Annotated in this window: 18 protein-coding genes and 1 pseudogene; 11 read left to right on the top strand and 8 right to left on the bottom strand. The window is 69.6% G+C overall.

The features are described 5' to 3' along the window. Window positions 1-105 precede the first annotated feature (105 nt). On the top strand, window positions 106-1,338 hold the full coding sequence (locus FCN22_RS11200; RefSeq protein WP_137121640.1) for an MFS transporter: 1,233 nt from the start codon (window positions 106-108) through the stop codon (window positions 1,336-1,338). Here FCN22_RS11200 and FCN22_RS11195 read toward each other — a convergent pair. From FCN22_RS11195 to FCN22_RS11185, 3 genes are all read right to left on the bottom strand, one after another. Then, window positions 1,331-2,146: an ABC transporter permease gene (locus FCN22_RS11195; RefSeq protein WP_202911534.1), complete on the bottom strand. Its 816-nt coding sequence runs from the start codon at window positions 2,144-2,146 to the stop codon at window positions 1,331-1,333. The genes FCN22_RS11200 and FCN22_RS11195 overlap by 8 nt on opposite strands. Continuing rightward, on the bottom strand, window positions 2,143-3,072 hold the full coding sequence (locus FCN22_RS11190; RefSeq protein ID WP_137121639.1) for an ABC transporter ATP-binding protein: 930 nt from the start codon (window positions 3,070-3,072) through the stop codon (window positions 2,143-2,145). Before FCN22_RS11190 ends, FCN22_RS11195 begins: the two co-directional genes overlap by 4 nt. A gap of 69 nt (window positions 3,073-3,141) precedes the next feature. Continuing rightward, window positions 3,142-4,119 carry an MFS transporter gene (locus FCN22_RS11185; RefSeq protein ID WP_137121638.1) on the bottom strand — a complete coding sequence of 326 codons (978 nt, stop codon included), beginning with the start codon at window positions 4,117-4,119 and terminating at the stop codon, window positions 3,142-3,144. Window positions 4,120-4,271: 152 nt separating this feature from the next. Between FCN22_RS11185 and mmuM the strand changes: the two genes are divergently transcribed. Then, window positions 4,272-5,183, top strand: coding sequence for a homocysteine S-methyltransferase (mmuM, locus tag FCN22_RS11180; protein ID WP_137121637.1), 912 nt, complete (start codon window positions 4,272-4,274; stop codon window positions 5,181-5,183). Between the two features lie 95 nt (window positions 5,184-5,278). After that, complete coding sequence (locus FCN22_RS11175) at window positions 5,279-6,265, top strand: DUF2804 domain-containing protein (protein ID WP_137121636.1); 987 nt, start codon at window positions 5,279-5,281, stop codon at window positions 6,263-6,265. 43 nt (window positions 6,266-6,308) lie between these two features. On the opposite strand, the gene FCN22_RS11170 is transcribed toward FCN22_RS11175, so the two are convergent. After that, a complete protein-coding gene (locus FCN22_RS11170) occupies window positions 6,309-6,821 on the bottom strand; it encodes an FBP domain-containing protein (RefSeq protein ID WP_137121635.1) in 513 nt (170 codons plus the stop codon). 221 nt (window positions 6,822-7,042) lie between these two features. Between FCN22_RS11170 and FCN22_RS11165 the strand changes: the two genes are divergently transcribed. From FCN22_RS11165 to FCN22_RS22700, 3 genes are all read left to right on the top strand, one after another. Then, window positions 7,043-8,371: a C1 family peptidase gene (locus FCN22_RS11165; protein WP_137121634.1), complete on the top strand. Its 1,329-nt coding sequence runs from the start codon at window positions 7,043-7,045 to the stop codon at window positions 8,369-8,371. 117 nt (window positions 8,372-8,488) lie between these two features. Then, window positions 8,489-9,181, top strand: coding sequence for a purine-cytosine permease family protein (locus FCN22_RS22705; RefSeq protein ID WP_338016654.1), 693 nt, complete (start codon window positions 8,489-8,491; stop codon window positions 9,179-9,181). Continuing rightward, on the top strand, window positions 9,133-9,984 hold the full coding sequence (locus tag FCN22_RS22700) for a purine-cytosine permease family protein (RefSeq protein WP_338016653.1): 852 nt from the start codon (window positions 9,133-9,135) through the stop codon (window positions 9,982-9,984). Before FCN22_RS22705 ends, FCN22_RS22700 begins: the two co-directional genes overlap by 49 nt. A gap of 59 nt (window positions 9,985-10,043) precedes the next feature. On the opposite strand, the gene FCN22_RS11155 is transcribed toward FCN22_RS22700, so the two are convergent. From FCN22_RS11155 to FCN22_RS11140, 4 genes are read right to left on the bottom strand one after another with little or no spacing between them, the layout of a single operon-like run. After that, window positions 10,044-10,868: a carbohydrate ABC transporter permease gene (locus FCN22_RS11155; RefSeq protein ID WP_202911533.1), complete on the bottom strand. Its 825-nt coding sequence runs from the start codon at window positions 10,866-10,868 to the stop codon at window positions 10,044-10,046. After that, window positions 10,865-11,824: a carbohydrate ABC transporter permease gene (locus FCN22_RS11150; protein ID WP_137121633.1), complete on the bottom strand. Its 960-nt coding sequence runs from the start codon at window positions 11,822-11,824 to the stop codon at window positions 10,865-10,867. The genes FCN22_RS11155 and FCN22_RS11150 overlap by 4 nt, the downstream gene beginning before the upstream one ends. A 9-nt stretch (window positions 11,825-11,833) precedes the next feature. Further along, the gene (locus FCN22_RS11145) at window positions 11,834-13,216 is read right to left on the bottom strand and encodes an extracellular solute-binding protein (RefSeq protein WP_137121632.1); all 1,383 of its coding nucleotides are present in this window, start codon (window positions 13,214-13,216) and stop codon (window positions 11,834-11,836) included. Window positions 13,217-13,231: 15 nt separating this feature from the next. Beyond that, a complete protein-coding gene (locus FCN22_RS11140) occupies window positions 13,232-14,428 on the bottom strand; it encodes a PfkB family carbohydrate kinase (protein ID WP_137121631.1) in 1,197 nt (398 codons plus the stop codon). A gap of 135 nt (window positions 14,429-14,563) precedes the next feature. Between FCN22_RS11140 and FCN22_RS11135 the strand changes: the two genes are divergently transcribed. The 5 genes and pseudogenes from FCN22_RS11135 to FCN22_RS22205 form a co-directional block, all read left to right on the top strand. Beyond that, window positions 14,564-15,322 (top strand): DeoR/GlpR family DNA-binding transcription regulator, encoded by a 759-nt coding sequence (locus FCN22_RS11135; RefSeq protein ID WP_137121630.1) that lies wholly within the window; start codon window positions 14,564-14,566, stop codon window positions 15,320-15,322. Further along, window positions 15,319-16,653 carry a 6-phospho-beta-glucosidase gene (locus tag FCN22_RS11130; protein ID WP_137121629.1) on the top strand — a complete coding sequence of 445 codons (1,335 nt, stop codon included), beginning with the start codon at window positions 15,319-15,321 and terminating at the stop codon, window positions 16,651-16,653. The genes FCN22_RS11135 and FCN22_RS11130 overlap by 4 nt, the downstream gene beginning before the upstream one ends. Before the next feature lie 155 nt (window positions 16,654-16,808). Further along, window positions 16,809-19,976, top strand: coding sequence for a PIG-L family deacetylase (locus tag FCN22_RS11125; RefSeq protein WP_137121628.1), 3,168 nt, complete (start codon window positions 16,809-16,811; stop codon window positions 19,974-19,976). Between the two features lie 264 nt (window positions 19,977-20,240). Next, complete coding sequence (locus FCN22_RS11120; RefSeq protein WP_137121627.1) at window positions 20,241-20,969, top strand: hypothetical protein; 729 nt, start codon at window positions 20,241-20,243, stop codon at window positions 20,967-20,969. Window positions 20,970-21,052: 83 nt separating this feature from the next. Further along, a pseudogene (locus FCN22_RS22205) lies at window positions 21,053-21,246 on the top strand (IS30 family transposase); the annotation flags it as partial.

Here is a 21,246-nt window from a genome sequence, read left to right as displayed (position 1 = left end):
TTGACGCGGCGAGTCTGTCAACCCATGTTGACGAGAGGCGTCGTCGCGGCACTACTCGACCCACGGCATACATTGTGGCTGGTGGATGACCGCGAAGGAGCAGCGATGAAGCGTGCCGACGACTCGGACCGTTCCGGGTCAACCGGCGACTGCGGCGGGCTGGCCGCTCCCCCGTCCGTCAACCGGCGCGGTGTCGCCCTCATCAGCGCGGCTCACGTGGTCGACGACATCTACCAGGGCGCCGTCCCCGCCATCTTGCCGTTCCTGGTCGCGGAACGGCACTACACGTATGCCGCCGTCTCCGGCCTGACGCTCGCCGCGACGGTGCTCTCGTCGGTGGCTCAGCCGGCGTTCGGCTGGTGGACCGACCGCAAGCCTCGGCGGTGGCTGATTCCCCTGGGCATGCTCACCGCCGCTGTGGGAATCGCCCTGTCCGGGCTGACCTCCAGCTATGCGTTGACCTGGCTGGTGATTGCAGTGTCCGGGCTGGGGATCGCCGCCTTCCACCCCAGCGCGGCGCGGGCCGCTCGACAGGCCTCTGGTAACAGCACCAGGGCCATGAGTGTCTTCGCCCTGGGCGGCAATGCCGGATTTGCGCTCGGATCGCTGCTGACTACACCGATCCTCATCGTCGCCGGCCTGCGGGGCACGGTGCTGCTGGTCGTGCCGGCAGTGCTCATGGCCGTCCTACTCGTGGTCCGCCTTTCCCACGTCCTGGACGGCCGACCCGGCCGACCGAGGAACAGGAGCATGCCGACCGGAGTGGACAACTGGTCTGCCTTCGGGCGACTCACTGCCGTGGTGGTCGTGCGCTCGGTGCTGTTCTTCGGCATCTCGTCGTTCATCGCGCTCTACTTCATCCATCGCCTCGGGGCGTCCACCGCGGTCGGCGGAGCAGCCCTGACGACCTTCCTGGTGGCCGGAGCGATGGGAACGCTACTCGGCGGCTGGATGGCCGACCGCTACAGCCGGCTCGCCTCCGTCCGCACTGGATTCGCGCTGACCGTGCCGGGCGTCGCGGGGCTGGTCCTGTCGCCCGGCCTCGAAGTGGCCTTCGTGTTCGTCGTGATCACCGGGATCGCGCTCTACCTGCCATTCGGCGTCTTCGTGGTGCTGGGCCAGGACTACCTGCCGAACCGGATCGGCACGGCCAGCGGCGTGACCGTCGGCCTGGCTGTGAGCGTCGGTGGCCTGTTCAGCCCGCTGCTCGGCTGGCTCGCCGACCAGACCAGCCTTCGGGTCTCGCTCGCCGTGCTGGTCGTGCTGCCCCTGGTCGCACTCCTGCTGACCAGGGGCCTGCACGACCCGGCAGCCGGTCGGCCGCAGCGCGTTACTTGATCTCGGAGCGCAGCAGCCGCCAGAGCCCGCCGGCGAGCGGCAACACCACCCAGATCGCGACCGCCGACCCGAGGTGTGCCCAGCTCGAGCCGTCGACGCCGCCTCCGCCCTGGTAGGGACCGAGAGCGAACTGCAGGTCGGCCCAGGGCTGGACGTGATCGTGCAGCCACGGCACAACGGATCCGACGATGGCCCAGGCGCTGGGCAGGGCGAAGATCAGCACGATCGCCGCGGCCGAGCTCATGATGAGCATGCCGAACCCGAATCCCTGGAGCAGGGCGATCAGCTGCCCCATCGAGGCGTAGCCGACCTCCGTGGCCGACAGGTTCCAGGAACCACCGCCGTCGCGCAACAGGCCAGCCAGGACGGTGCCGACGGCCCCGAGCACAAAGGACACCAGGATCGCGCCGGCAGCGGCGACAAGGCTGGTGAGCAGCTTTGCGGTGATCACGCGTGAGCGCCGCGGCTCCAGCGTGAAGGTGACCAGGCCAGTGCGCTGGCTCCACTCGCTGGTCACGAGGAGAATCGCCAGGACCGGCAGGAGGACGCCGGTCGGGATGTTCATCATGCCGAAGAAGGTGGCGTAGGAGAGGTCCTCGGCGTCGGCGAACACCAGCATGGCACCCGTGATGACCGCCGCGATGAGGCCCATCGACACGACGAGCCAGAAGCCGGCACGAGTGTCGACCAGTTTGCGCAGCTCGACCCTGACCAGACGCGTCATCGGCACCGGAGGTGCCGCGGTGTCCACCGGGACGGGCGGGGCGGGTGGCGCGATCGTGAGTGCATTCATACCGGGGTAACTCATGCCGGGACTCCTTCGAGGACGGGCTCGGCCGCTGCGCGCTCTTCGCGCTGGGTGTCGGCGGTGAGCTGCAGGAACATCTCTTCCAGCCCGGCGCCGTCAGCAGCGCGGAGCTCTTCGAGCGCGACGCCCGCAGCCGCGGCCGCCCGCCCGACGTCGGCGGGTGAGGCCTCGGTCCGCAGGCCGGCGTCCCCCGACGTCACTGCCTCGATCCCTGCCTCTCGCAGCGCTCGCTGTAGTGCTCCCTGGTCCAGTGCCTTGACGAACGTCCCGGCGTTTCGCAACAGCTCCGCCTTGGTGCCACGCGCCACGATCCGCCCCTGGCCGATCACCAGCAGCTCGTCGGCGATGACCTCGACCTCGTGCAGCAGGTGCGAGGACAGCAGGACCGTGCCGCCCTGGTCGGCGTAGTCCCGCAGCAGTCCACGCATCCAGTGGATCCCGGCCGGGTCGAGACCGTTCGCCGGCTCATCGAGGATCAGGATCCTCGGGTCACCGAGCAGGGCGTGAGCGATGCCGAGCCGCTGACGCATTCCCAGCGAGTAGTTGCGGATCCGCCGCCGCGACTCGTCGGGGGCCAGGCTGACGCGTTCGAGCATCTCGTCGACCCGACGCGACGGCAGCCCCATCGCCAGGGCCCCGAGGGTCAACACCTCGCGACCGGTCCGTCCCGCGTGCTGTGCAGACGCGTCAAGAAGGATCCCGATCTGGGTGCCCGGGTTGGGGACGTCGTGGTAGTGGTGACCCCCGATGGTCGCCGTGCCGCTGGTGGCCGGCGTCAGTCCGGCGATGATGCGCATGGTCGTGGTCTTGCCCGCGCCGTTGGGCCCGAGGAACCCGGTCACCGAGCCCGGCCGGCAGGCGAAGGAGACGTCGTCGACGGCACGGAAGCTGCCGTAAGTCTTGCTGAGTCGTTCAACTGTGATCATGCCTGAGAGTCTTCTGGCAGCAAGGGGATTCCCGCTATGGGGGACGCACCTGATTCGAGGTCCGCAAGGTCAGGGTGCCCCTGAGAGGCGCTCAGGGTCACCCTGAGTCCGCGGCCCGCCGACCGGGCCCCGCCTCCGATCCACCAGGACCGAGACGCCGGCGACGACGAGTCCCGCCAGCGCCAGCACCACGCCGATCCGGCTGGGCCACTCGTAACCGTAGCCGGCCGACAGCACGAGGCTGCCCAACCACGCGCCGAGGGCGTTGGCGATGTTGAGGGTCGAGTGGTTGAGGGCCGCCGCGAGTGACTGGCCCTCCCGGGCCACGTCCATCAGCCGGGTCTGCAGCATCGGCACCAGGATCGAGGGGACGAGTCCGAGCAGGAAGACGACCAGCACCGCCGTCACGGGTTGCCGCACCGCGAACCCGAAGGCCCCCAGCACCATGGCGACCGCGACGAGGGACAGGACGATTCCGCGCATGACCCCGCGCTGGGCAACCCGCCCGGCCAGCATGGCGCCCGCCGTCATCCCGACCCCGTAGATCGCGAGGACCACCGGGATCGCCCCGTCGGGGAAACCGCCCAGCGTGGTCATCGTGGGCGCGATGTAGGAGTAGGTGGCGAACATCCCGCCGAATCCGACCGTGCCGATGAGGAGCGCCAGCCAGACCTGTAGCCGCTTCAGCGCTCCCAGCTCGGCCCGCATCGAGGCCTGTCCTTCGTGCGGCTGGGGCGGCACCCATCGCCGGGTGGCCACCAGGGTGACGAGCGCGATCACCCCGACCAGGGCATACGGGTACTGCCACCCGAGGCGCTGCCCGACCCAGGTGGTCACCGGCACGCCCACGACATTGGCGGTGGTCAGCCCCGCCAGCACCATGGACACCGCCCACGTGCGGCGGCGCAGCGGCACGAGGGACGCGGCAAGCAGAGCGGCCACCCCCAAGAAGGCACCGTGCGGGAGCCCGGAGACGAATCGGGCGATCATCAGCAGCGGATAGCTGGAGGCCAGCGCGGAGCTCACGTTGCCGAGGGCGAACGCCACCGATCGCCAGCGCGAACAGGGCGAGGTTGACGTGGGTGCGGTCGTTCCGCTCCACCCGCCGGCGCCTGGAGTGGCGGGCGGGGGCTGGCAGGGGCGTGCTCACTGGATGGGGTCTCCGGAGATGGTGGTGGCGGCGCGGCGACAATGGTCGCATGACCGCCTTCCGCTCTGCCTTGTGCGCGGGCCCCCTGGTGCTCGACGGTGGCCTCGCGACCCAGTTGGAGGCCTTGGGCCAGGACCTGTCCGGCCACCTGTGGTCGGCCGGCCTGCTGGCCGAGGCACCCGAGGCCATCACGGCGGCGCACCTCGACTTCTTCCGCGCGGGCGCCCGAGTCGCGACGACGGCGACCTACCAGGCGAGCTTCGACGGTTTCGCCTCGGTCGGCGTGCCACGGTCGGAGGTGGCGACCCTGCTGCGGCGCGGCGTCGAGCTGGCCGACGTCGCCCGACAGCGGGTCGACGCGTCGGAGCCGCTGTTCGTCGCCGCCTCGGTCGGCCCCTACGGTGCTGCCCTCGCAGACGGCTCGGAGTACACCGGCGACTACGGGCTCGACGTCGCGGCGTTGCGAGCCTTCCACCGTCCGCGGTTGGAGGTGCTGGCCGACGCGGGAGCCGACGTGCTCGCCCTCGAGACCATCCCGTGCCTCGCCGAGGTCGAGGCCCTGCTGCTCGAGCTCGAACGGCTCGGGGGCGTCGAGGCGTGGCTGTCGCTCTCGTGTGCTGACGGCCGGACGCGGCGTGGGGAGGACCCGGCGGTGGCCTGGGCGATGGCCCGCGACGTGCCACAGGTCGTCGCCGTCGGCGTCAACTGCACCGACCCGCAAGAGATCGACGCACTGCTGCCCGCCGCGCCACAAGCCGGCCGCCCGGTGCTGGTCTACCCCAACAGCGGCGAGGGGTGGGATCCGGTCGCCCGGACCTGGACGGGCGATCCGAGCTTCCGCCCCGGCCAGGTCGACGGCTGGCTCCGCGCCGGGGCCAGCGCGGTGGGCGGCTGCTGCCGCGTCACGCCGGAGGAGATCGGTCGGGTGGCCGAGCACGTGCGCGCCCGCGACCTGGACTGAGGGATGCTCCCGGTGACCGGGCCGCCCGTGCCCTACCCGCCCGTGCGGAGTGACACCACCATCACGGACGCGACCGCTCGCTCTACGATCCGGCCATGGCACAACGCGAGATCATCGAGCCCGTCGACCTCTGCGACGATCGCGGCCGGCTCAACCCGGACGCCCTGGGCTGGACCCGTGCCCCGCTGCACCGTTCGAACCTGAGGGGTTGGGGTCGCACGAAGCGTTGGGAGCACTGGGGCATCGTCACACCGACTCACGTGCTGGGGCTGACCGTCTCCTCGCTCGACTACGCCGGCGCGCACGGCATCTACGTCCTCGACCGCCGCAGCGGCGAGGAGACCCGCCGGGACGTGGTCGCGCCGCTGGCCCGCGGCACGCAGCTGCCCGAACTGGCTGCCGGGGGACCGGTGCGGGCCAGGGCTGGTGGCTTGGACATCTCCGTCGACGAGTCCCTACGTGGCACCCGCCTGCACGCGGAGGCACAGGGCGTCCGGGTCGAGCTCATGGTCGAGCGGCTGGAGGAGCACGAGTCGCTCGGCGTGGTGGTGCCGTGGTCGGAGCGCCTCTTCCAGTACACCCTCAAGGACGTGGCACGGCGGGTTGGGGGCCGGATCTGGCTGGACGGGCTCGAGCACCCTGTGCCGATGGAGGACTCGTGGGCCGTGCTCGACCACGGCCGCGGCCGCTGGCCCTACGCGGTGACCTGGAACTGGGGAGCCGGCAGCGGCGTGGTCGACGGCGCGGTCGTCGGGCTGCAGCTCGGCGGAGGGTGGACCGACGGCACGGGCGCGACCGAGAACGGCATCGTGGTCGACGGGCGTCTGCACCACTTCGACGACCTCCTCGACTGGCAGTATGACGTCCGCGCACCGATGCGGCCGTGGCAGGTCCGGGGGCCGCACGTCGACGTCGTGCTGGAGCCGTTCCACCAACGGGTCGCCACGACCAACCTCGGCATCGTCGCCTCCCGCACCCACCAGGCCTTCGGTCACTGGCGCGGTCACGTGGTCGTCGACGGCCACCGGCAGTCTGTCGAGGGCCTGGTCGGCTGGGCCGAGGAGGCACGCAACCGCTGGTGAAAACCGGAATGAGGCCGACCTCCCGGACGCGTGAAACCGCTGGTCAGCCCGCCCGCTCGTCGAGCACCCGCGCGACGAACCGCGCCGAACGCTCCCGCAGCCCCTCGACCCGGCGCCGGGTCAGCTCCTCGGCGGCCCACGCGTCGTCGCTGTGCAGCTCCGCGCGCGTCGGCGCGCGACGCACGTGGGCAGAGCAGTCGAAGTCGGTGCAGATGAGGGTGCCGAGGGTGTCGCCACGGCGACCCCGGGTCCCGGCCCGACGGGCGACGTAGAGGCTGACGTCGGCGTGCACGACGACGTCCTCACACCAGGCGCACACCATCTTCCGGCGCCGGCCGTCGCGCGGCCCGGTGGACCGCAGCAGCACACCGACCGGAGCCGTGTCGACCTCGACGACGGCGTAGGACGCGAGCGGTTGCTTGGGGTCGCGCCAGCCCAGGTAGTCGCGCTGCTCCCAGTCCACGGCGGACAGGTCGGGCACAATCACCCGGTTCACCTCGCGTCGTGAGGCGTTCACGAACGAGGCGCGGATCTCTCGTTCGGTCAAGGGAGTCATGATCGTACTTTCCGGATCGCCACGGATCCGCTGCTCCCCCGGGAGAGGGACGGGCGGGCCGAGCAAGCGCTCGACAGTCGCACCGATGGGCAGGACTCAGCGTGCGCACCAGTGTGGCACACGCCGGCCGCGCCGGGGATTCGCCGCGAACTCAGGTGCCGCCGCCTTGGTGACTGGCGTAACGTCGGAAGCACACGGCATACACGAGTCCAAGGAGCCCCATGTCCACCGCACTGTCCGCCGATCAGGTCCAGCAGCTCCAGAAGGATTTCGAGGCGGATCCGCACCACCGGGTGATGCAGAACGCGGTCACCCAGACCCGGGTCAGCGACATCGCACTGGACCGTGCCGTGGTCACCTCGATCGACCACACCATGTCCAACCTCCTGGACGACTGGAAGGTCACCAACCAGAAGAAGAGCGGACGCTGCTGGCTGTTCGCCGGTCTCAACCTGCTGCGCTCCGAGACGGCGAAGACGCTGGACGTCAAGGATTTCGAGTACTCGCAGAACTACCTGCTCTTCTGGGACAAGCTCGAGAAGGCCAACTACCTCTTCGAGGCCCTGATCGAGACCGCCGACCGCGACGTCGACGACCGGACGATCGCCCACCTGCTCTCCGACCCCACCGGCGACGGCGGCCAGTGGAACATGTTCATCGCCCTGGTCCAGAAGCACGGGCTCGTGCCCAAGTCGGCCATGCCCGAGACACAGAGCTCCTCCGAGACGCACCCGATGAACGGGATCCTGCAGACCTTGTTGCGCCAGGGCGCCCGCGACCTTCGGGCCATCGCCGACCAGGGGCCGGATGCGATGCGCGCCCGCAAGGACGAGCTGCTGACGGGCATCCACCGCGTGCTGTCGATCCACCTCGGGAGCCCGCCGGAGAAGTTCCTGTGGCAGTGGAAGGACAAGGAGGGCGGCTTCCACCGGGACGGCTGGATGACGCCGCGGGAGTTCGCCGACAAGTATGTCGAGCTTCCCCTCCAGGACTACGTCTGCATCGTGCACGACCCCCGCAAGAGCAGCCCCACCGGCACGGTGTTCACCGTCGAGTACCTCGGCAACGTGGTGGGGGCTCCTCGCGTGACCTACCTCAACGTGGAGATGGACCTGCTCAAGCAGCTCACCATGGAGACGATCGTGGACGGTGAGCCGGTGTGGTTCGGCTGCGACACGGGCAAGATGTCCAACGGCGACCTCGGCATCTGGGATGCCGCCCTCTATGACTACGCCTCTGTCTACGGCACCGCCTTCGATCTCGACAAGGCCGACAGGTTGCTGCACGGCGAGGCCATGATGACCCACGCGATGCTCTTCACCGGTGTGGACGTCGTGGACGGGAAGCCGCGCAAGTGGCGGGTCGAGAACAGCTGGGGCGACGAGAAGGCCGACTCCGGGTTCTTCACCATGAACGACTCGTGGTTTGCCGAGCACGTCTTCGAGATCGCCGTGCGCCGCACCAAGCTCCCGCAGGAGCTGCAGGACGCACTCGACGCCGAACCGATCGTGCTCCCGGCCTGGGACCCCATGGGCGCCTTGGCCGGCTGACCCTGCCGGCGCGCGTGGTGCCGGTCACCGGAGCCGGGACCAAAGTCTCGGATACGGGACGAAACCCCGGGTTCTCCCCCTATCGCAGGTCAGGTGGGCAGGAGTCTGATGGCATCCATGTCCACCAAGGAAACTCGGATGGGCCGCGCTCACGCGAGCGCGGCACCCGACCAGACGGCCCCCACCAGAACCCTGCGCGTGGAGCGCCGTTCCATCGACGTCGTGCCCGACGACGAGCGCCACGGCTCGCCATGGAGCCAGTTCACCCTGTGGTTCGGCGCCAACATGCAGATCACCGCCATCGTCGATGGTGCCCTGGCGGTGGTCTTCGGTGCCGATGCGCTGTGGGCGATCATCGGACTGCTCATCGGCAATGTCCTGGGCGGCGTCGTCATGGCCCTGCACTCCGCGCAGGGACCCCGTCTGGGCCTGCCCCAGATGATCTCGAGCCGCGCACAGTTCGGGGTCTACGGCGCCGTCGTCCCTCTCGTGCTGGTCATCCTGCTCTACCTGGGGTTCGCCGCGACCGGTGCCGTGCTCGCGGGTCAGGCCGTCAACGCCCTGCTGCACGTCGACGCGACCTGGGTCGGCATCATCGTCTTCGGGGCCCTCACCGCCGTCATCGCGACGCTGGGCTACCGGCTGATCCACATCATCGGGCGGATCTCGACCGTCGTGGGCACCCTCGGGTTCATCTACCTCGCGATCCGTCTCTTCACCGTCCACGACGTCGGCAGCGCCGTGAACGTCAACCGTTCGAGATGGCGACGTTCTTGCTGGCCATCTCCCTCAGCGCGGGCTGGCAGCTGACCTACGGGCCCTACGTCGCCGACTACTCCCGCTACCTTCCGCGGACCACGACGGAACGCAAGGTGTTCACGACCACCTGGCTGGGCAGCGTGATCGGCTCACAGTGGTCGATGACCTTCGGCGCCCTGGTCGCCGCCGTTGCCGGCGACGCCTTTCTCAGCGAACAGGTGGAGTGGCTGGGCGGCCTCGCCGGGCCCGCCGCCATTGCCTTCCTGATCTACCTGGTGATCCTCGTCGGCAAGCTGACCGTCAACTGCCTCAACGCGTATGGCGGCTTCATGTCCTCCGTCACGACCGTCACCGCGTTCACCGGCGGACGTGGCATCTCGCCCCGGCGGCGCTCACTGCTGATCACGGTCTTCGTCACCATCTCGGTGCTGATCGCCCTGCTGGCCTCGCAGGACTTCCTCGACAACTTCAAGAACTTCGTCCTGACCCTGCTCATGGTGTTCACGCCGTGGAGCGCCATCAACCTGACCGACTACTACCTCATCTCCAAGGAACGCGTCGACGTGCCGGCGCTCTACGACCCGAAGGGCCGGTATGGCGGGTGGAACGTCGGCGCGCTGGTCGCCTACGGCGTCGGCATCGTCGCGCAGATCCCCTTCCTCGCCCAGACGCTCTACACCGGCCCGGTCACCAAGGCCCTTGACGGCGCGGACATCTCGTGGATCGTGGGCCTGGTCGTGACGGTGGTCGTCTACCTGCCGATCGCGAGACGGACGGCCAACCCTCCGGCGGAGATGATCTACCCGGCCGACCTGGAGGAGCTCGACATGAGGAAACCCGCCCTGACCCCCTGACTCGTGGTCGCCCCGCCTCGCTGCCGGCCGGATCGCAGCGGGGTGGCTCGTCCGCCGACTCACTCCTTCACAGCGCCCGAGAGCATCCCCTCGATGAACTTGCGTTGCAGCGCGATGTAGACGAGGACGACGGGAAGCGCCACGAGCACGGCACCTGCTGCGAGCAACGAGATGTCCGAGGAGTGCTGACCCTGGAAGAAGACCAGGCCGAGCGGGACGGTGCGCCGCGACTCCGAGGTCACCATGACCAGCGCTAGCAGGAACTCGTTCCACGTCCACATGAACGTGATCACCACCATCGTGGTGATGGCCGGCCTGCCGACCGGCACGAGGACCCGCCACAACGTCGTCCAGCTCGAGCAGCCGTCGATCCGGGCCGCCTCCACCATGCTGCGCGATGCCCCCAGGAAGTACGTCCGCATCCAGAACGTGCCGAAGGCGATCGACTGTGCGGTCTGGGGCAGGATGAGCGCCCAGTAGGTGTCGGTCAACCCCGCTCCGCGCAGGTCGTAGTAGAGCGGGATGACCAGCGCCTCCTCCGGCAGCGTCAGCCCGATCAGGAACACGTAGAAGAGCATCGTGGAGCCGGGGAAGCGCATCGTGCCGAAGGCATAGGCCGCGAGCGTGGACAGCGCCGCCGACGCGACCACCACAACCACGGTCACCAGCACCGAGGAGCGCAGGTAGGCCCCGAAGTGGCCACGCTGCCAGGCGTCGACGAAGTTGCTCCAGTGCAGGCCGTCCGGGAGCGAGAAGCCCGTGTTGAGGGATGCCTGGCTCGCGAGGGCGGTCGAGAGGATCCCGAGGACCGGCACGAGCGCGATGACGGTGAAGAACACCAGGATCGCGTAGGTGACCACCCTGTCGGTGCGTGAGGTGATCACCGGCGCCCCTCGATCAGCCGCGACACGACCACGGTCACGACGAAGATGAGGATGGCGAGCGCGATGCCGATCGCCGCGGCACCGCCGACCTGTCCCACTTCGAAGGCCCGGTGGTAGACCTCGTAGGCCGGGACGCTGGTCGCGTCACCGGGCCCTCCACCGGTCGTGACGTAGATGAGGTCGAAGTTGCGCAACCCGGCGACGATCGTGAGGGTCGCGGCGACCGCGATCTGGGGACGCAGCTCCGGCAGGGTCACCGCGAAGAACTCCCGCACCGCCCCCGCGCCGTCGAGCCGGGCCGCCTCGTAGAGCTCGCGCGGAATCCGCTGGCAGCCGGCGAGGAACAGCACCATGCACAGGCCGAACTCGACCCAGGTGCCGACGATGCCGACGGCGGGCAGCGCGAAGGTGAAGTCGCCCAGCCAGGGACGGGTGATGCCGCCCAGCCCGACGGCGCTCAGGCCCGCGTTGAAGAGCCCGTCGGGGGCGAAGATCCACCGCCACGCCAGCGCCACCACGACCATCGCCAGGACCTGCGGCAGGAAGAGCACGGTGCGGAAGAACGTCATACCGCGAATCCGCATGCGCGACAGGGTCGCAGCGATGAGTAACCCGATCACGATCGGCAGCAGTGCATAGAAGAGCAGCAGAATCAGGGCATGCACGAACGGGCCGCGCAGGCTCGGATCGGTGAACAGGGCCGTGTAGTTGTCGAGCCCGACCCAGGTGGCCGGCGTCAGCCCGTCCCAGTTGAACAGTGAGTACCAGATCGACTGGAAGAAGGGCACCAGGATGAACAGCGAGAAGACGGCGAGCGCCGGGAGGATATAGAGATACCCGACGGCCCGCGGCTCACCCGGCGCCCGGCGTGCGTAGAGGCTGCGCAGGCGGCCGAGCCGGGACCGCGAACGGACCACCGGCTCGGAACGCTGCGCCTCGCGGACCGCCTGCGTCATCCGACCGCCCTACTTCTGGTGGAACTTCTGGTAGTCGGCCTGCAGCGTCTGGGTGAACTGCTCCGGCGTGGTCTGCCCGCCGATCAGGCTCTGCAGGGAGGCGGTGATGGTGTCATAGAAGGTCGGCGTGGAGTAGTCGAGGTAGGGCACCAGACCGTCGACCTTGCTGAGGTCCTTCCAGCCGGCGACCATCTGCCCCTCGGGGCTGTCCGCCGGGAGCGCGTCGGCCGCCTTGCCGGGCACGGCGGGCAGGTTGCCGGTCTGGGTCATGACGTCGTCGGCGTGCGCGTTGGTGATGAAGTCGAGGTAGGCCGCCGCGACGTCCGGGTGCTGCGACTTGCTGGTGACGGCGAAGGCCAGGCTCTCACCCCCGGTCGTGGTCGGCTCTCCGCCCGCTTGGGCCGGCGGGGGCAGCATCAGGCCGAGGTTCTTGCCCATCGGCTTCTTCAGCACGGCGGCCTGCCAGGTGCCGGTGATCAGGTAGACCCCGGTGCCGTCCGCGAACTTCTTGGACGCATCGTCATATCCGAGCCCGTTGGCGCCCTTGGTGAAGTAACCCTTCTGCGCCCAGTCCTGCAGGATCTTGGCCGCCTTCACGGTCGCGGAGTCGGTCCATTTGGCATTGCCGGTGCCGAAGACCAGATTGCGGACATCCTGCTTGCCTGCCGTCTGCGCCTGGATCACCCCGAAGGTGTGGATGGCCGGCCACTTGTCGAGGTTGCCGAACTCGATCGGCGTCTGACCCTTGGCCTTGATCTTCGGCAGTTGGGCGGCGAAGTCCGACCACGTCTTCGGCGGGGTCAACCCGAGTGACTTGAGCTTGGACTTGTTGTAGTAGACGGTGATGTACTCGCCCATCTGTGAGATGCCGTAGAGCTTGCCCTCACCGAAGTGCTGGAAGTCGTCGCTGACCCGGTTGAGGTCGAGCAACGTCTTGGGGTAGCGCTGCTCCCAGCCGTAGAGCTTGGCGTACTTGTCGAGGGGCACGAGTTGCCCGGCCTTCACGAAGGTGACCATGTCGGGGTAACCCTGGTTGGCCTCGACGACGTCGGGCGGGTTCTTGCCGGAGAGTGCGAGCCGGAGCGTGGTCTTGAGGTCGGAGAAGCTCTTGGACGTCCGGTTGATCGTGACGTTGGGGTACTTCTCCTGGAACTCCTTGTTGAGCTGGGTCATCTCGGCGTTCTGGCCGCCCCTCACCTCCTGGTCCCACACGTTGAGCGTGACCTTGCCGCCCTTCGCCGGGTTGGTCGCCACGCTCGCCTTCGGCTGGCCGGTGTTGGTCGCCGGCGAGTTGTCGGACGAGCCGGGCGCCGAGCAGCCCGCCGCCACCAGCGAGGTGCTCACCAGCGCGAGCGTGACGAGGGCGCCGAGTCGGCGTCGGGGATGGGACATGGTGGTCTCCTTCGGTCAGCGTCCGCGCCGAGCGGGGCGGGCAGGGTCGGTCGGTGGCTTCTCCAGCGGCGCCGCCCAGGGCGGGTCGTGGTGGGCGCCCCGTGCGAGGCCGACGTCGGAGAACCGGGCGATCGTCGCAGCCGCGCGGCGCACGCCGCTGATCGGCCCCACCGGGAGCAGGTCGTCCAGGAATCCGTAACGGCGGACCAAGGACGTGTGATAGGCGTCCTGGCCGCCCTTGTCGCGTATGCCGTGCCACCAGTCGGCGAGGTCGCCCCAGCCAGGTGCGGCGAGTGACCCGCCGAACTGTTGCACGGCCAGGGCGGAGCAGGCCGTCGCGAAAGCCAACCGGTGCTCCAGGGGCCAGCCGGACAGCGTGCCGAGCACGACACCGGCACCGAAGACGTCCCCGGCTCCGGTCGGGTCGAGCGCCGGCACCCGCAGGGCGGGGGCGTGCGCTTCCTCGCCGGTCGTGGAGTCGATCGCGACGGCGCCGTTCGCGCCGTCGGTGACCACGGCGAGCGGAACCTTGTCGGCGAGGACGTAGAGGGCGTCCCGGACGCTGTCGGTGTGGGTGTAGGCCATCGCCTCGGCGGCGTTGGGCAGGAACGCATGGCAGTGGCCCAGCTGGTCGAGGACGGCTGGCGACCACGTGCCGGTGGCGTCCCACCCGACGTCCGCGAAGACCAGGGCTCCCTCCTCGGCTGCCCGCGCCGCCCAGGCCTCATCGTGGTCGGCCCCGACGAGCTCGTCGGCGGTGAGGTCGACCATGACCGCACGTGATGGCGGCGGCTTGCCGATCATCTCGCTGGGGGGCACCGGTGCCGCGTGCCCGTGGGAGACCATGCTGCGGTCGCCCTGGGTCGCCATCGACACCGTGACCGGTGAGTGCCAGTGCTCGAATCGCTCAGAATGAGAGAGGTCGACGCCTTCCTGCTCGGACAAGGTGCGCCAGCAGAACTCGCCGTAGTCGTCGTCGCCGAAGGCGGCCGCGAGAGACGTCCGGAGCCCGAGCCGGCTGGTGGCGATGGCCAGGTTGGCGATACCTCCGGGACACGATCCCATCCCCTGGGCCCAGACCTCGGTGCCGTTGGAGGGCAGCGCGGCCAGCCCGGTGAAGATGATGTCGAGGAACACCGTGCCGTGCAGGAAGACATCGAACTCCGCGCCGGGGTCGGCGAGGACGGGCGAGCCGTCGGTGTCTTCGAGCATCTGCGGGAGACCTTCCTTCCGCTCCTGGCTGGGCGTCGCGACTTCTCCGAGGTTAGCTGTCGGCGGCTGCGCAGAACAAGGCCTTACCGCGCAATGCTGCGCATTTCTGCGCGTCTCTGTTGCTACGGTGGAGGCATGTTGCCCCACCAGCGCCACGTCGAGATCGTGCGGCGGTTGCGGGGCGAGGGCGTCGTGGCGGTCCACGAGCTGGCGGCTGCCCTGGGGGTCACCGCGTCGACGGTCCGCCGCGACCTGGCCCGCCTGGACGAGCGTGGTTCCGTCCGCCGTGTGCACGGTGGGGCGTGCCTGCCGGACGACGCGGACGACGACCGGCCGTTCGAGGTCGTGATGCGGTCGGACGCCCCCGACAAGGACGCCGTGGCGCGGGCTGCGGCCGAGCTGGTGGCCGACCACGAGGTCGTGCTGCTCGACATCGGCACCACGGCCGCGAGCCTGGCCCGCCGGCTGCGCGGCAGGCAGATCACCGTAGCCACCTCGAGCCTCGCGGTCCTCGATGTCCTGCGGGACGATCCGGTGGTCGAGCTCATGCTGCTCGGTGGGATGGTGCGCCGCCCCTACCTGTCGATGGTGGGGGTGCTCACGGAGGACGCGCTCGCCCAGGTCCGGGCGGACCGCGCCTTCCTCGGCACGAGCGGCGTGCGGGACGACGGGGCCGTGCTCGACAGCACCAGCGTCGAGGTCCCGGTGAAGCGGGCCATGATGCGGGCTGCCGAGCAGGTCGTTCTCCTGGCCGACCGGCACAAGTTTCCCGGCACGGGGGCGCTGCGGGTGTGCGACGTGGGCGACATCGACGTCCTCGTGACCAATGAAGGAGCCGACGAGAGGTCGTTGCGCGCGTGCGCGCGCGCCGGTGTGGAGGTACGACTGTCATGAAGCTGACCATCCTGGGAGGCGGCGGGTTCCGGGTTCCGTTGGTCTACGGCGCCCTGCTGGGCGACACGTCGGAGCAGCGAATCCGCGACGTTGCCCTGTACGACGTGGATCCGGTTCGGCTCGAAGCGATCTCCCACGTGCTGGCCCAGATGGCGCAGGGCCACGAAACGGCGCCGACGGTGACGACCAGCACCGACCTGGACGAGTCGCTACGCGACGCACGCTTCGTCTTCTCCGCGATCCGCGTGGGCGGCCTCAGGGCGCGCACCGCGGACGAACGGGTCGCCCTCGAGCTCGGCGTGCTCGGCCAGGAGACGACCGGGCCGGGCGGAATCGCCTACGGGTTACGCACGATTCCGGTGGCTCTCAACGTCGCCGAGCGGGTTGCCGCGGTCTGCCCGTCGGCCTGGGTGATCAACTTCACCAACCCCGCCGGCATGATCACCGAGGCGATGCAGGCAGTCCTCGGTGACCGGGTGGTCGGCATCTGCGACTCCCCCCTCGGTCTCGGTCGGCGCGCCGCGCGCGCCCTGCACCTCGACCCATCCCGCACCTCGTTCGACTACGTCGGGCTCAACCACCTCGGCTGGCTGCGACGACTCATGTATGACGGACACGACCAGTTGCCGAGGCTGCTCGCCGACGGGGATGCGCTGGGCCGGCTCGAGGAGGGGCAGCTCTTCGGCGCCGAGTGGATCCAGTCGCTGGGCATGCTTCCCAACGAGTACCTCTACTACTACTACTTCACGCGCGAGGCGGTCTCGGCGATCCGTGGTGGGCCGCAGACGCGTGGCGAGTACCTGTTGCAGCAGCAGGAAGACTTCTACGCACGCGTCGCGACGGATCCGGACCTCGCTCGCCAGGAGTGGGACCGCGTGCGGCGCGAGCGCAACGCGACCTACATGTCCGACGTCCACGACGAGGAGGACGAGCGCGACCCGGCGGACGTCGAGGGAGGCGGTTACGAGGGGGTGGCTCTGGCCCTGATGGCGGCCATCGCCCGAGGCGAGTCGACCACGATGATCCTCAACGTCCGCAACGGTTCCAGCGTGCCGGGCCTGCCCGGTGACGCCGTGGTCGAGGTGCCGTGCGCGGTGGGTTCGTTCGCGCCCCGCCCGCTGGCGACGGCGCCCCTGGGCCTTCCAGAGCTCGGGCTGGTGCAACAGGTCAAGGCGGCCGAACGACTGACCATCGAGGCGGCCCGCACGGGATCGGCCAAGGTGGCCGTCCGGGCCTTCGCCACACATCCCCTGGTGGACTCGGTGGGCACGGCCCGCGTGCTGCTCGAGGGCTACCGGTCGAGGATTCCCGAGCTCGCGGTCCTCCGCTGACGCGCAGATCCACCCTGCTGGGCTCCCGGGACCATTGACCGCCGAGTTCTGCGGGTCTAGCGTCGGACGGTGCACATTTGAGTCATCGTGATCGAGTGCGTGGGTGGGACGACGCTGCTGACCTCGACGGGGTCCCGCTCTCGAAGGAGCAGCACATGAAGAAGACCCGTGCCCTGGGGGCTCTCGCCACCTGCGCAGCCGCAACCCTCGCCACCGCGATGACGATGCTACCGACCGCCGCCGCGAGCCCAACCTCCGCTCCCCCCGGATCCGTAGCGAAGACAACGGCGTCCGCAACGTCCTTGTCCTCGGCCGCCCACCACGGCAAAGGCTACGTCGCAGGCAAGAACACCAAGATCAACGTCATGGGCGAGTGGGCGCACCCCGACGACGACACGAGCATCATCGGGCCGTGCGGCGTCTGGCACGATCGCTTCGGCACGAAGTGCGGGATCATCATGATCACCCGCGGCGAGGGCGGCGGCAACGCGGTCGGCACCGAGTCCGGGCCTGACCTCGGCCTGCGCCGCGAGAACGAGGACCGCGTCGCCCACTACCGCTCCGGCACGATCGACATCTACAACGTTGACCGGGTGGACTTCTTCTACAACCAGAGCGCGCCGCTCACCCGCTCCATCTGGGACGAGCACGAGACCCTGCGCCGCGTCACCCGGATCATCCGCACGACCCAGCCCGACGTCTACGTGGGCTTCACCCCCACCCTGGCCGCCGGTCACGGCAACCACCAGGACGCGGGCCGGCTGATCTGGGAGGGCATGCAGGCCGCCGCGGACCCGACGATGTTCCCCGACCAGCTGCGTGGTCCGCACGCCCTGGCCACCTGGCAGGTCAAGAAGGTCTTCTCCGGCGGCAGCACGGCCGGCACCGGCGGCACGACGACCAGCGCCGACTGCACGCAGGGCTTCACGCCGACCCCGGGTCAGAACCTCGACACGGTGACCGGCGTGTGGACCGGCTACGACTCGCCATACCTCTGGCCGCAGGGCAACCTGCAGGGCCAGCCGGCGGGATCGGCCAAGATCTGGCAGCAGGTCGCCGACGAGGGCCGCTCGGCCTACCCGACCCAGAGCCGGGTGATGTACCAGGGCACCTCACAGCCCGCCTGCCCGAGGTTCGGCATGACCGACGCCTTCGTGCCGTTCCAGCCCAACACGTCACCGGACGGATCGCCCAACCCACTCGCCGGCAGGGACGACGCGATCCTGCTCGGCGCCACGAAGCAGGATCCTGGCGGTCTGCCGCTCGGCACGCTCGAGCACCTGACGTTCTCCCGCTTCTACAACGTCCCGGGTGTCCCCTTCCAGGCGACCCTGCACGTGAAAGCGCCTGCCCACCAGTCGATCCCGCGCAGCACGGTGTCGCTCACCGTGCCGGACGGCTGGTCCGTGGACGGACCCAAGCACCTCAATCGGGTCACCCACCGGCGTGAGTCCACCGTGACCTTCACGGTGACTCCGGGAGCCGGCGCCACGGTGGAACAGAACGCCAAGATCTCCGCCCTGCTGCGCACCACGCACCAGCGCAGCGGCTACACCGACAACGTGGTGCGCGTCGTCTCGCCTGCCGAGGGTCGGTTCCAGCGCTGGGGCAAGTGGGCCGAGTACGACCAGTGGCTGGAGCAGACCGCGCCCGAGGCTCGGCGCCTGGGTCGGTCCGACGCCGTGACCACGATCGGGCTCGGTGAGAGCGCCGACGTCCCGGTCGTGGTGCACAACTGGTCGGACACCCCGCAGAGCGGCGAGGTCTCGCTCGACCTGCCCTCCGGCCTCACCGCCGACACGACCTCCACGTCATACGGCCCGCTTGCCCCGGGGGCCGACACCACAGTGACGTTCAGGCTGACGAGCACCGCCAGCACGCTGCCCGACGGCCAGCTGTATGACGTGCCGATCACCACGTCATTCAGTGCACCGGCCGGCACCGGCAGCGAGACCTTGAGCGTGTCGGTCGTGCCGGACACCGCGATCCCGCAGGCGAGTTCGGTGCCGACCGTCGACGCCAAGCCCGATCCAGGCGAGTACCCCGGCCCCAAGCTCGACATCGGCCGGATCTGGCAGGGTGACCGATACTGCACCGGCGGCACGGCCGACTGCGGGGTCTCCGGCACCGGCGACCCGGACAGCGACTACGCCCAGGTCAGTCGGGCCGACGACGCGCTCTACTTCTTCGTGCACATCCGCGACGACTACCAGTCGTATGCCGTGACGCCGCGTGAGTGCGTGGCGCACTGGCTCGCCGACTCGGTGGAGTTCCAGATCGACCCACGGGGCAACGCATCCCAGGTCAACATGGACACGGCCAACACCTTCAAGCTCGGCGTCTTCCCTTACACCAACGACCCGTCGAACTCCAACGGCAACGGCGTCAACGGCCCGTGCTGGGAGCGCGATGCGGACAACCACCAGGGGTACTCGACCGGCCCGTTGGCGGACACGGTCGCGGACGCCCCGAACGCACCCGGGGTCGAGGTCGCCTCATCGGCCACCTGGGTCGGGGACAACCAGACGACGACCGACCACGCCTACACAGGCGGCGGCTACGACCTGGAGGTCAAGATCCCGATGGCCGACCTGCCGGCGGCCGTCGACCCGGCCCACATGGGGCTGAACATCACGCCCTACGACAACGACGACACGGCGGCGGCCGGCACGACGACCCTGCGGCACATCGACAACAGCACCCGCCTCGGGTGGTCGGCCTTCGGCAGCGTGCAGTCCGACCCGTACCGATGGGGACAGGCGACCGTCGAGGGCTACACCCCACCGCCGGGACGAGCGACCACTCCCCCCGCGCCGATCCTCGGGCACCCGAACCTGGATGGGGTGAACTCGCCCCAGACGATCTGGCAGTCCGCACGTGACGGCGTGCCGATCGCGGGCCGGACCCCGGCGCCAGCAGGCGACCGGATCACCTGGGTGGGCAAGCCGGTGCTGACCTCCGACGGTGCACGGATCGCCTTCACCGCCACCGGGCCGGGCAGCGCCCACCTCTTCCTGTGGACCGGCGCCGTGGGCCAGATCCCCGTCTACCTGACGAGCTGCCCGAAGGCCGCCGACCCGCCGCCGGACTGGGGGCTCACCCCCTGCTCGGTCACCGACGGAGGCATCCCCCCGTGGTCGCCCGACATGAGCGGGCGAGTGCTCGGCGACGCGATCGTGACGGTGCACGGCGGTCGCCAGCACATCACGATCCCTCTGGGCAGCGCGGCACGGAGCAAGCTGGCTCACGGCGGCCGGGCGCTGATGTCCTTCGAGACGGCTGCGGGTGCGGTGCAGGCCTTCGACGTCGCTGCCCGACGCTGACAGCACTCAGGCCGCTCCGGCGACACCTGCGCCTCGTCCGACGTATCTGGGCGGAGCCGACCCACTCCTGAACCACTGAACCGGCGGCACCGGGCAACCTGCTCGGTGCCGTTCGGTCGTGCCCGGCGGGGGGAGGCCGTCCTGGAAGAGCCAGCGGCCTCGTCTGCTCCAGGAAGCTCGCGGTTGCCAACGTCCGGCGGTGGCCGGACGTCTCAAGTACGGAAGCAGGAGATACCGCTTCCAGCCTCTCGGGGAGGTCATTCGATGACACACACCATCCGCAGCCGATCTGCCGCAGCAGCACTCACCGCCGCAGCCGGTCTCGCGCTCGCCGTCACAGCCGGAGCACCGGCGCAGGCGGCACTTGTCGCGCAGTCGCCGACCGGATCCAGCATCCACGCGAGTCAGGTGACCGCCGTCAGCGCCACCACGTATGCCGACCGGCTGGTCCGGGCGTGGGGCCGTGGCGATTACTCGGCCACGCGCTACTACGCCACCGCCGCCGTGACCGACAAGCTGTTCGACCAGGCCGATCCGGGCGGTATCCACTGGCGGCGGACCCGCGTGGAAGGAACGGCGGGCACCATCTACGCCACCTACCGCGACGAGGCTCGCGGCGGCACCCTCACGGTGGGCGTGAGCGACATCGCGCTGCATGACGGCAACCCGGCCCACTCCGTCTACACCGCGCTGTTCGAGGACGAGCCGGCCTCCCTGGGCGCGGTGGCGTGGGCCGACCACCTGGTGCGCGCCTGGGGTCGTGGCGACCACTGGACAGCGTCCTACTACGCCACACCCGACGTCCTCTCCCAGTTGTTCGGTTATGCGAATCCCGGTGGCTCGCACTGGGACCGGGTCAGCGCCCAGGGTGCGGCAGGCACCATCTTCGTGACCTACCGCAACACGGCCACCGGCGCGCACCTGACACTCGGCGTCAGCGACGTGGTCCTGGGTGAGGGCGGTGCCCACGCGGCATACACCCTGCGCTTCTGACCCACCTAAGTGGGAATCTTCGTGAGGTTCCGGCCCTTGGCCTCAAGGGGTGACTGCAACACCTGGCGTTGAGAGGTGTGCAGATGAGTGCTCGTCGGGGTAGTCCGCGGTTGCCGGTTGAGGTGGAGTATCGGTTCTGGGCTCAGGTCCGCGATTGCCTGACGGTTGAGCAGGCCGCGGTGGTGGTGGGCGTGTCGGCGACCAAGGGGCGGGCCTGGTTTCGAGATCGTGGCGGGGTGATGCCATCGGCGGATGCGGGACGACGCAAGCGATGTTT

This window comes from Segeticoccus rhizosphaerae (assembly GCF_005222685.1).
In the GTDB taxonomy this organism is placed as follows: Bacteria; Actinomycetota; Actinomycetes; order Actinomycetales; family Dermatophilaceae; genus Segeticoccus; species Segeticoccus rhizosphaerae.
The sequence above is the reverse complement of the archived record's forward strand: the minus strand, read 5'-3'. Positions and strand labels throughout refer to the sequence as shown.

Excerpts from the sequence above, each read along its gene's own strand:
- FCN22_RS11145 (WP_137121632.1), bottom strand. The coding sequence starts at position 13,216 with ATGTCCCATCCCCGACGCCGACTCGGCGCCCTCGTCACGCTCGCGCTG.
- FCN22_RS11130 (WP_137121629.1), top strand. The coding sequence starts at position 15,319 with ATGAAGCTGACCATCCTGGGAGGCGGCGGGTTCCGGGTTCCGTTGGTC.
- FCN22_RS11200 (WP_137121640.1), top strand. The coding sequence starts at position 106 with ATGAAGCGTGCCGACGACTCGGACCGTTCCGGGTCAACCGGCGACTGC.
- FCN22_RS22705 (WP_338016654.1), top strand. The coding sequence starts at position 8,489 with ATGTCCACCAAGGAAACTCGGATGGGCCGCGCTCACGCGAGCGCGGCA.
- FCN22_RS11190 (WP_137121639.1), bottom strand. The coding sequence starts at position 3,072 with ATGATCACAGTTGAACGACTCAGCAAGACTTACGGCAGCTTCCGTGCC.
- FCN22_RS11120 (WP_137121627.1), top strand. The coding sequence starts at position 20,241 with ATGACACACACCATCCGCAGCCGATCTGCCGCAGCAGCACTCACCGCC.
- FCN22_RS22700 (WP_338016653.1), top strand. The coding sequence starts at position 9,133 with ATGGCGACGTTCTTGCTGGCCATCTCCCTCAGCGCGGGCTGGCAGCTG.
- mmuM (WP_137121637.1), top strand. The coding sequence starts at position 4,272 with ATGACCGCCTTCCGCTCTGCCTTGTGCGCGGGCCCCCTGGTGCTCGAC.
- FCN22_RS11140 (WP_137121631.1), bottom strand. The coding sequence starts at position 14,428 with ATGCTCGAAGACACCGACGGCTCGCCCGTCCTCGCCGACCCCGGCGCG.
- FCN22_RS11165 (WP_137121634.1), top strand. The coding sequence starts at position 7,043 with ATGTCCACCGCACTGTCCGCCGATCAGGTCCAGCAGCTCCAGAAGGAT.
- FCN22_RS11135 (WP_137121630.1), top strand. The coding sequence starts at position 14,564 with ATGTTGCCCCACCAGCGCCACGTCGAGATCGTGCGGCGGTTGCGGGGC.
- FCN22_RS11170 (WP_137121635.1), bottom strand. The coding sequence starts at position 6,821 with ATGACTCCCTTGACCGAACGAGAGATCCGCGCCTCGTTCGTGAACGCC.
- FCN22_RS11195 (WP_202911534.1), bottom strand. The coding sequence starts at position 2,146 with ATGAGTTACCCCGGTATGAATGCACTCACGATCGCGCCACCCGCCCCG.
- FCN22_RS11150 (WP_137121633.1), bottom strand. The coding sequence starts at position 11,824 with ATGACGCAGGCGGTCCGCGAGGCGCAGCGTTCCGAGCCGGTGGTCCGT.
- FCN22_RS11125 (WP_137121628.1), top strand. The coding sequence starts at position 16,809 with ATGAAGAAGACCCGTGCCCTGGGGGCTCTCGCCACCTGCGCAGCCGCA.
- FCN22_RS11175 (WP_137121636.1), top strand. The coding sequence starts at position 5,279 with ATGGCACAACGCGAGATCATCGAGCCCGTCGACCTCTGCGACGATCGC.